The organism is Paraburkholderia sp., from assembly GCF_034668105.1.
GTDB lineage: Bacteria > Pseudomonadota > Gammaproteobacteria > Burkholderiales > Burkholderiaceae > Paraburkholderia.
Genome location: NZ_JAXDPY010000358.1, coordinates 1 through 8,592 on the forward strand (window position 1 = coordinate 1; position 8,592 = coordinate 8,592).

Below are 8,592 nucleotides of genomic sequence, written 5' to 3' on the forward strand. Positions count from 1 at the left end.
GCACCTGCAGGCCGAACTGGAAACCGACGTTGGCCTTCTGCATGTCCACCATCACGTCGTTCAGCGAGACGTTGGACGAGCCGAGTTCGAACGCCTGCGATTCGCCGACCGCCTTGTTCTGATCGCCGCTGATCTTGTCCAACGAGGCCTTCAGCGCCGAGGCGAAACCGCCGGCCGAAGCCGCGCCGGACGCGTCGGCCACGCCGGCCGCCGAGCTGCTGCCGGCCGCTTGCGCCGCCATCGACTGCATCTGTTGCAGCGCCGACGAGAGCGCGTTCACGGGCAATGTCATGTTCTCTCCAGGGAATGACGACCGGCATGCCAGAAACCGTACCGATCTGAGCGAAAGCATAGCAGTGGACCATCCGGGAAAGCCCCGAAACTAGGGGGGAAACCCGGCTCTATTCAAGCAATCGGCTCGAGCGGCGCTGCGGATAATTTCAATGGTGAAAGTCTCTGTCCGTGCGCCCGCCGACCCTCGGCGCGGCTGAGCGACAGAAACGCAAAGGCATCCCGGAGATACCCGACGCATGGATTCGTCAGCCAACTCTTTGATCAACCCCGACGCCCGCATGGGTCTCGCCGGCGCTCAGCCAGGCGCGGCCGCGGCCGGCACCGGCCAGGCCGGCGGCGCAGCCGATCTCGGCGGCCTCGGGGGCAACCTGGGCGGCAACTTCGGCCAGCGTCTGTCGGGGCTCGCGCAGATGCGCGGTAACCCGCGCGCGCCGCTGATTTTCGCCGTCGCGTTGCTGGTCGCCATCGTCGCGGGTCTGTTCCTATGGTCGCGGGCACCGGACTACAAGGTGCTCTACAGCAATCTGTCGGACAGCGACGGCGGCTCCATCATCACCGCGCTGCAAGCCGCCAACATTCCCTACAAGTTCTCCGACTCCGGTGGCGCGATCCTCGTGCCGGCCGAACAGGTGCATGAAATGCGTCTGCGCCTGGCTTCGCAAGGGCTGCCCAAGAGCGGCTCGGTCGGTTTCGAACTGATGGACAACCAGAAGTTCGGCATCAGCCAGTTCGCCGAACAGGTCAACTATCAGCGGGCGCTGGAAGGTGAACTGGAGCGCACGATCGAGTCGATTTCGTCAGTGAAGTCGGCGCGCGTGCATCTGGCCATTCCGAAACCTTCCGTGTTCGTGCGCGACAAGGAAACGCCGTCGGCTTCCGTGCTGGTCAACCTCTATCCGGGCCGCGCGCTCGACGAAGGCCAGGTGCTGGCGATTACCCATATGGTGTCGTCGGCGGTGCCGGATATGCCCGTGAAGGGCGTGACCATCCTCGACCAGGACGGCAACCTGCTGACGCAGCCGTCCACCGGCAGCGGTCTGGACGCCTCGCAACTGAAGTACCGCCAGCAGATCGAACGCAGCACGCAACAGCGGATCGACGCGATCCTTTCGCCCCTGTTCGGCTCCGGCAACGCGCACTCGCAGGTCAGCGCCGATATCGACTTCTCGCACAGCGAGCAGACCTCGGAAAACTACGGTCCGAACGGCAACCCGCAGCAGGCGGCGATCCGAAGCCAGCAATCGAGCACCGCCACCGAGATGTCGCAAGCCGGCGCCTCGGGCGTGCCAGGCGCGCTGTCGAATCAACCGCCGCAGCCTGCTTCCGCACCGATCACGGCGGCCAGCGGCACGCCGGGCGTGACCACCACGCCGGTCAGCGACCGCAAGGATTCGACCACCAATTACGAACTCAACAAGACCGTCCAGCATCTGGAGCAACCGATGGGCGGCATCAAACGCCTGTCGGTGGCCGTGGTGGTCAACTATCAGCGCGTGGTTGACGCGAGAGGCCACGCGACGATGCAACCGGTCGCCGCCGACAAGCTCGCCCAGGTCAATCAACTGGTGAAGGACGCGATGGGCTTCGACGCCACGCGCGGCGACTCGGTCAACGTGGTCAACAGCCCGTTCACCGCCGACGTCGACCCGATTGCCGACCTGCCGTGGTGGCGCACGCCGGACATGATCGCGCTCTACAAGCAGATCGCGACCTACCTCGGCATTGGCGCCGTGGCCCTGTTCCTCTACTTCGTGATGGTGAAGCCCGCGCTGCGCCGCGCTTTCCCGCCGCCGGAGCCGGTCGTCGCCGCGCTGCCGTCGCCGGGCGACGAGCCGATCCTGCTCGATGGCATTCCGGCCGCCGAGCGCGAAGGCGCAATCGTCCAGCTGGAAACGGACACCGAAATGCTCGCGCTCGAAAGCGCCAAACAGAAATACGAGCGGAACCTGGAGTTCGCGCGCAACATCGCGCGCCAGGATCCGAAGGTCGTGGCAACCGTCGTGAAAAATTGGGTGACCGATGAGCGCTGAAGGCGTAATGAAGAGCGCGCTCCTGCTGATGTCGATCGGCGAGGAAGAAGCCGCGCAGGTATTCAAGTTCCTCGGGCCCCGTGAGGTCCAGAAGATCGGCGTCGCCATGGCCGCGTTGAAGAGCGTGACGCGTGAGCAGGTCGACGAGGTCTTGCAGGAGTTCGTCCGCGAGGCGGAAACGCACACCGGCATGTCGCTGGATTCGAGCGAGTACATCCGCTCGGTGCTCACCAAGGCGCTGGGCGACGACAAGGCTGGCGCCATCATCGACCGGATTCTGCAGGGCAGCGATACCAGCGGGATCGAAGGCCTCAAGTGGATGGACTCCGCGGCGGTGGCCGAGCTCATCAAGAACGAGCATCCGCAGATCATCGCGACCATCCTGGTTCACCTGGACCGCGACCAGGCCTCCGAAATCTCCGCCTGCTTCAGCGAACGGCTGCGAAACGACGTCCTGCTGCGAATCGCGACGCTGGACGGCATCCAGCCGGCCGCGCTGCGCGAACTCGACGACGTGCTGACGGGCCTCCTGTCCGGCAGTGACAACCTGAAGCGCAGCCCGATGGGCGGCATCCGCACGGCGGCCGAAATTCTCAACTTCATGTCGAGCAACCATGAAGAAGGCGTGATCGAGAACGTTCGCCAGTACGACGCGGAACTCGCGCAGAAGATCATTGATCAGATGTTTGTGTTCGAGAACCTGCTCGATCTGGAAGACCGCGCGATCCAGCTGTTGCTGAAGGAAGTCGAGTCCGAGGCGTTGATCATCTCGCTGAAGGGCGCGCCGCCCGCGCTGCGCCAGAAGTTCCTGTCGAACATGTCGCAGCGTGCCGCCGAACTGCTCGCCGAAGACCTCGATGCGCGCGGACCGGTGCGCGTCTCCGAAGTCGAGACGCAGCAACGCCGCATCCTGCAGATCGTGCGCAATCTGGCGGAAAGCGGCCAGATCGTTCTAGGCGGCAAGGCGGAAGATGCATATGTCTGATCAGAATGCCCCAACGAAGGAAAGGCTCTCGGCCTACCAGCGCTGGGAGATGGCCTCCTTCGATCCGGTGCCGCCCGCGCCGCCCGAACCCGAAGTCGACGACGGCGCATTCGAAGCCGAACTCCAACGTCTGCGCGACGCCGCGCATGCGCAGGGCGTCGCGACGGGTCACGTGGCCGGGCAGGCGCTCGGTTATCAGGCCGGTTACGACCAGGGCCACGCTCAAGGTTTTGCACAAGGCCAGAGCGAAGCACGCGAAGAAGCGGCGCGCCTCGCCGCGCTGGCCGAGCCCTTCAAGAAAGCACTCGAGGGCGCGCAGGGCGCGATCTCGGAAACGCTGGTGGCATTGGCGCTGGATATCGCGCAACAGGTGGTACGCCAGCATGTGCAGCACGATCCGACCGCGCTGATTGCCGCCGCCCGCGAGGTGCTGGCTACGGAACCGGCGCTGATCGGGGCGCCGGCGCTGATCGTCAGCCCGGCCGACCTGCCGGTCGTCGAAGCTTATCTGATGGAAGAATTGCAAACGCGTGGCTGGACGGTGCGCACCGATCCGTCGGTCGAACGCGGCGGCTGCCGCGCGCAAGCCGCCACCGGTGAAGTCGATGCCGGTATCGATACGCGCTGGGAGCGCGTCGCCGGCGCCCTCGGCAAGGTCAGCACATGGTGAAGCCGACGCTCGAAGAGATCCGCGCCAGCGATCTGACGCCGCTCGAACGCGAGCTCGCGCTGGCGTCGTTCGGCGCCGAGGCGCTGGTCGATATGCCGGCCGCCGCTACGCCCGCTGCGGCCGCAGTCGCGGCCATCGAGGCTGCGTTGCGGGATACGGGCGCCGGCGTACCGGGCGCCGGGCATCCGGGGGCCGGCCTACCGGGGGCCGGCCACCCGGCAACGGGTGCAGCGGCAAGCCGCGAATCCGCCACCGCGAGCCGTGAATCCTCCACTTCGAGCCCCGCTTCAACTGCCGCCGCCCACGCCCCGTACGATCCCGCACTCGACAGCAACCCGCACGTCCAGGCCTGGCGCGGCCGGCTGGACGCGCTGCGCGCGCGCAGCGCGATCGCCAAACCGATGCGTGCCTGCGGCCGGCTGACGCGCGCCGCCGGCCTGGTGCTCGAAGCGGTCGGTCTGCGCCTGTCGGTGGGCGCCGAAGTGATGATCGAACTGCCGGCCGGCAGTTCGCTGCCGATGGCCGAAGCCGAAGTGGTCGGCTTCTCCGGCGACAAACTGTTTCTGATGCCGACCACCGAAGTGATCGGCCTCCTGCCCGGCGCGCGCGTCTATCCGCTCGAAAGCGCGCCGATCGCCGATCCGATGGCGGGCGCAAAGCGCCTGCCGGTCGGCTGGGAATTGCTTGGCCGCGTGCTGGACGCCTCCGGCCGCCCGCTCGACGGCCTCGGCCCGCTCGGCGCGCACGCCGACGCGCCGCTGTCCGCACCGGTCATCAATCCGCTCAACCGCGAGCCGATTCATCAGGTGCTCGACGTCGGGGTGCGCGCGATCAATTCGCTTCTGACCGTCGGCCGCGGCCAGCGTATGGGCCTGTTCGCCGGTTCGGGCGTGGGTAAATCGGTGCTGCTCGGCACCATGGCGCGCTACACCAGCGCCGAGGTGATCGTGATCGGCCTGATCGGCGAACGCGGCCGCGAAGTGAAGGAGTTCATCGAACAGATTCTGGGCGAGGAAGGTCTCGCGCGCTCGGTGGTGATCGCCGCGCCGGCCGACGTCTCGCCGCTGTTGCGGATGCAGGCCGCGTCGTACTCGACCTCGCTGGCCGAATATTTCCGTGACCAGGGCAAGCACGTGCTGCTGCTGATGGATTCGCTGACCCGTTACGCGATGGCACAGCGCGAGATCGCGCTGGCCGTGGGCGAGCCGCCCGCCACCAAGGGCTATCCGCCTTCGGTGTTCGCCAAACTGCCGGCGCTCGTCGAGCGGACCGGCAATGGTCCGGCGGGCGGCGGCTCGATCACCGCGTTCTACACCGTGCTGACCGAAGGCGACGACCAGCAGGATCCGATCGCCGACTCCGCGCGCGCGATTCTCGACGGCCATATTGTGCTGTCGCGCTCGCTCGCGGAGGCCGGCCACTATCCCGCGATCGACATCGAAGCGTCGATTAGCCGGGCAATGACCGCGTTGATCGACGATAACCATCTCGAGAAGACGCGTATGTTCAAGCAGATGCTGTCGCGCTATCAGCGCAACCGCGATCTGATCAACGTCGGCGCCTATTCGAGCGGGCGCGACGCGCTGCTCGACCGGGCGATTGCGCTGTATCCGCGAATGGAAGCATTTTTGCAGCAAGGTTTTCGCGAGTGCGCGAACTTTGAACCGAGTCTCAAGATGCTGGACGCGCTGTTTGCCTAAGGAGGCTGACGATGGCGAAACACTTTCCGATCAAGACACTCATCGGCCTGGCCCAGGACGACGTGGATGCCGCCGCGCAACGTCTGGGCCGCGCGCAGCGCGAGCGCAACGACGTGCAGTCGCAGCTCGACGCGCTCGTGCAGTACCGCGACGAATATCACACGCGATTCACGGCGACCGCCCAGGCGGGCATGCCCGCCGGCAACATGCGTAATTTTCAGGCATTCATCGACACGCTCGACAACGCCATCGAACAGCAGCGCAACCTGCTGACGACGGCCGATGCGCGCGTCGAGGCTGCCAAGCCCGACTGGCAGCGCCAGAAACAGAAGCTCGGTTCGTACGAAGTGCTGAAGGCGCGCGGCGAAGCCGCCGAGGCGAAAACCGTGGCACGGCGCGACCAGCGCGATGCCGACGAACACGCCGCCCGCATTCTGAGGATGCGCGCCGAGGGCGCTTGACGCGCCCGAGTGCCGCCTCGATTGGCGGACCACCCCGTTTGACGGATTGACAGGATTCCCTATGTCGCCTCTTTCACCGATCGGCTCACTGCTCGGCTCCGCCAGCAGCCCGTCCACCAGCGCTGCCCTTGCCGCTGCGGCGAACGCCAAACCGTTCTCGCAAACTCTGCAACAGAGCATCCAGCTGCAGAACCAGCTAGCCGTGCAGAGCGCGAGCCCGCCGCCGGCTTCGGCTTCGTCGTCGAGCGTGCATGACGCGCCGCCGCCGCCCGCGCCTCCCACGAAGAGCGCGGATACCGGCAGCAGCAACACGGACAAGAACAATTCGACGAGCGCTTCGTCGTCCGGGTCGTCGTCCAGCTCGTCTGCTTCGTCTGCCTCGTCTGCCTCGTCTGCCCATTCGCAGCAGGCCTCGGGCGACAAGACCAACGCGACGCCGTCGAAGTCCGGCAACACGACCACGCAGACCAGCGCCGACACGGCAGCCGCCGCGGCCGCCGCTCAAGCGCAAGCACAAGCACAAGCCAAGGCGAATAACGCCACCGACCCGGCGAGCGCCGACCCCGACACAGCGCTGACTGACGCGGCGACCGCGGAGCCCGGCACGGGCACGGACGCCAAGACCGGCGGCACCTCGGGCAAAAAGACGGGCGCGAGCGATCCGAAGTCGGCGCAGGACGCTTTGCAGGCGGCGCTAGCCGCGCTGGCGAACGGTCAGGGCGTGGTGCCGGCGCAGGCGCTGGCGAGCGGTGCGGCGGCGAACGCGGCAGGCGGTCTGGGTGCTGGCGCGAACAACGGACTGCACGGATCGGCGGACGGCAAGACATTTGCGGCAGGCATGTTTGGCGAAGGCAAGGGGTCGAGCGCTGGCAAGGCTGGGTTGGCGGCAGCGGCCGCTAACACGGCAACGGCCACGGCCGATGCGTCGGCGGCGGCGAAAGCTGCGGCTGATGCGTTGGGCGCGATGGCTGCCGGCGGTGCACAGGCGGACGATCTGGCGTCCTTCAAGAGCGCGACCGATGCCGCGACGGCGGCGTTGGCGGCGAGTCAGGCCGCGGCGAGCGCCGCGAGTACGACGGTGGCCGTGCAAACGACGGGTAACGCCGGAGCTGCGGAAGCGGCGAATGCGTTGTCGCCGCAGGTGGGCACGCCGGACTGGGAAGATGCGTTGAGTCAGAAGGTGGTGTTTTTGTCGAATGCGCATTCGCAGAGTGCCGAGCTGACTTTGAATCCGAAGGATCTGGGGCCGCTGCAGGTGGTGTTGCAGGTGGCCGATAACCATGCGCATGCATTGTTTGTGTCGCAGCATCAGCAGGTGCGGGAGGCTGTCGAGGCCGCGTTGCCGAAGCTTCGTGAGGCGATGGAGTCCAATGGGATTGGGTTGGGGAGTGCTAGTGTCAGCGATGGGTTTGCCCGCCAGGGGGGCGGCGGGCAGGGTGCTGATTCCGGGCAATCAGGGAGGGGAGGCAGCGGGGCAGCGGGGTCTTTTGCCAGCGGCGCTGGGGGGGATTCTGGGTCTGTTGATCGTGGCGCCGTTCGGCAGAGTGTGGGGTTGGTGGATACTTTTGCTTAGTGGTTTTGCTTTGCCTGCGGCGGTGGCTTTTTCTTGATCTGGTTGCCTGCGGGGTGGGCTTCTTCTTGATCTCGTTGCCTGCGCGGCGCTCGTTTCTGTTTGCCTATGGCGTTGGCCTTTCCTTGTTTTCTTATTGGTCTATTAGCGTCGCCCCTGTGCGGGGCGGGCACTTACTTCTCTTTGCCGCCGCAAAGAGAAGTAAGCAAGAGAAAGCGGCTCAAACCGCTAACTCTTAAGCGGGTCCCCCGCACAGTCACGGTAGTGGCGCATCTGGAATCCGTGCCCTCGCACATTCGGCGTGAGTGACAACGCACTCATCAGCTCCCACTCCGCACTGCGTGCGTCGCGGATGGGTCCGGCCGGGACACCACGGGCTTCGCTTCAACGTGGCGGGTGCCATCGGCTCGCCTCGGCGAGGACGACGTTGCGCGGGACACCACGGGCTTCGTTTCAACGCGGCGGGTGCCATCGGCTCGCCTCGGCGAGGACGGTGTTGCGTGGGACACCACGGGATTCGTTTCGGCGAGAATGGGACTGCACTGAAATGGGAAGCAGGCGTCGTGTGTCGGTGGCGAGAGACATGGGTGACTCGCGGTGCATGGCGGGAGGCTAAGCCATTGGCCCGAGTGGACGGCAGCCGCAAAAACCGCGCGAACGATTCCAGGAAATGCGCTTCGGCGCGCGCAGCGCCGCCGGAAGTATGACGGCTGTGTCACTGACGCCGAATGTGCGAGGGCACGGATTCCAGATGCACCACTACCGTGGCTGTGCGGGGGACCCGCTTAAGAGTTAGCGGTTTGAGCCGCTTTCTCTTGCTTACTTCTCTTTGCGGCGGCAAAGAGAAGTAAGTGCCCGCCCCGCACAGGGGCGACGCTAATA

The 8,592-nt window shown here is 66.0% G+C and carries 7 protein-coding genes; 6 read left to right on the forward strand and 1 reads right to left on the reverse strand.

The window, feature by feature from the left end; translation table 11 throughout:
- Positions 1-292: flagellar hook-basal body complex protein FliE (locus QOC89_RS16130; RefSeq protein ID WP_323045925.1), on the reverse strand; the 292-nt coding region annotated here is incomplete at its 3' end.
- Positions 293-530: 238 nt separating this feature from the next.
- Between QOC89_RS16130 and fliF the strand changes: the two genes are divergently transcribed.
- The 6 genes from fliF to QOC89_RS16160 all read left to right on the forward strand — a co-directional run bounded on the left by fliF (position 531) and on the right by QOC89_RS16160 (position 7,713).
- On the forward strand, positions 531-2,324 hold the full coding sequence (gene fliF / locus QOC89_RS16135) for a flagellar basal-body MS-ring/collar protein FliF (RefSeq protein ID WP_323045926.1): 1,794 nt from the start codon (positions 531-533) through the stop codon (positions 2,322-2,324).
- Positions 2,314-3,309, forward strand: a complete 996-nt coding sequence (gene fliG / locus QOC89_RS16140) for a flagellar motor switch protein FliG (protein WP_323045927.1) — start codon at positions 2,314-2,316, stop codon at positions 3,307-3,309. The genes fliF and fliG overlap by 11 nt, the downstream gene beginning before the upstream one ends.
- The gene (gene fliH, locus QOC89_RS16145; protein ID WP_323045928.1) at positions 3,296-3,979 is read left to right on the forward strand and encodes a flagellar assembly protein FliH; all 684 of its coding nucleotides are present in this window, start codon (positions 3,296-3,298) and stop codon (positions 3,977-3,979) included. The genes fliG and fliH overlap by 14 nt, the downstream gene beginning before the upstream one ends.
- On the forward strand, positions 3,973-5,679 hold the full coding sequence (fliI, locus tag QOC89_RS16150; RefSeq protein WP_323045929.1) for a flagellar protein export ATPase FliI: 1,707 nt from the start codon (positions 3,973-3,975) through the stop codon (positions 5,677-5,679). The genes fliH and fliI overlap by 7 nt, the downstream gene beginning before the upstream one ends.
- A gap of 11 nt (positions 5,680-5,690) precedes the next feature.
- On the forward strand, positions 5,691-6,140 hold the full coding sequence (gene fliJ / locus QOC89_RS16155; protein ID WP_323045930.1) for a flagellar export protein FliJ: 450 nt from the start codon (positions 5,691-5,693) through the stop codon (positions 6,138-6,140).
- Between the two features lie 61 nt (positions 6,141-6,201).
- Positions 6,202-7,713, forward strand: a complete 1,512-nt coding sequence (locus QOC89_RS16160; RefSeq protein ID WP_323045931.1) for a flagellar hook-length control protein FliK — start codon at positions 6,202-6,204, stop codon at positions 7,711-7,713.
- Positions 7,714-8,592 lie beyond the last annotated feature (879 nt).

Excerpts from the sequence above, each read along its gene's own strand:
- fliF (WP_323045926.1), top strand. The coding sequence starts at position 531 with ATGGATTCGTCAGCCAACTCTTTGATCAACCCCGACGCCCGCATGGGT.
- fliG (WP_323045927.1), top strand. The coding sequence starts at position 2,314 with ATGAGCGCTGAAGGCGTAATGAAGAGCGCGCTCCTGCTGATGTCGATC.
- fliH (WP_323045928.1), top strand. The coding sequence starts at position 3,296 with ATGCATATGTCTGATCAGAATGCCCCAACGAAGGAAAGGCTCTCGGCC.
- fliI (WP_323045929.1), top strand. The coding sequence starts at position 3,973 with ATGGTGAAGCCGACGCTCGAAGAGATCCGCGCCAGCGATCTGACGCCG.
- fliJ (WP_323045930.1), top strand. The coding sequence starts at position 5,691 with ATGGCGAAACACTTTCCGATCAAGACACTCATCGGCCTGGCCCAGGAC.
- QOC89_RS16160 (WP_323045931.1), top strand. The coding sequence starts at position 6,202 with ATGTCGCCTCTTTCACCGATCGGCTCACTGCTCGGCTCCGCCAGCAGC.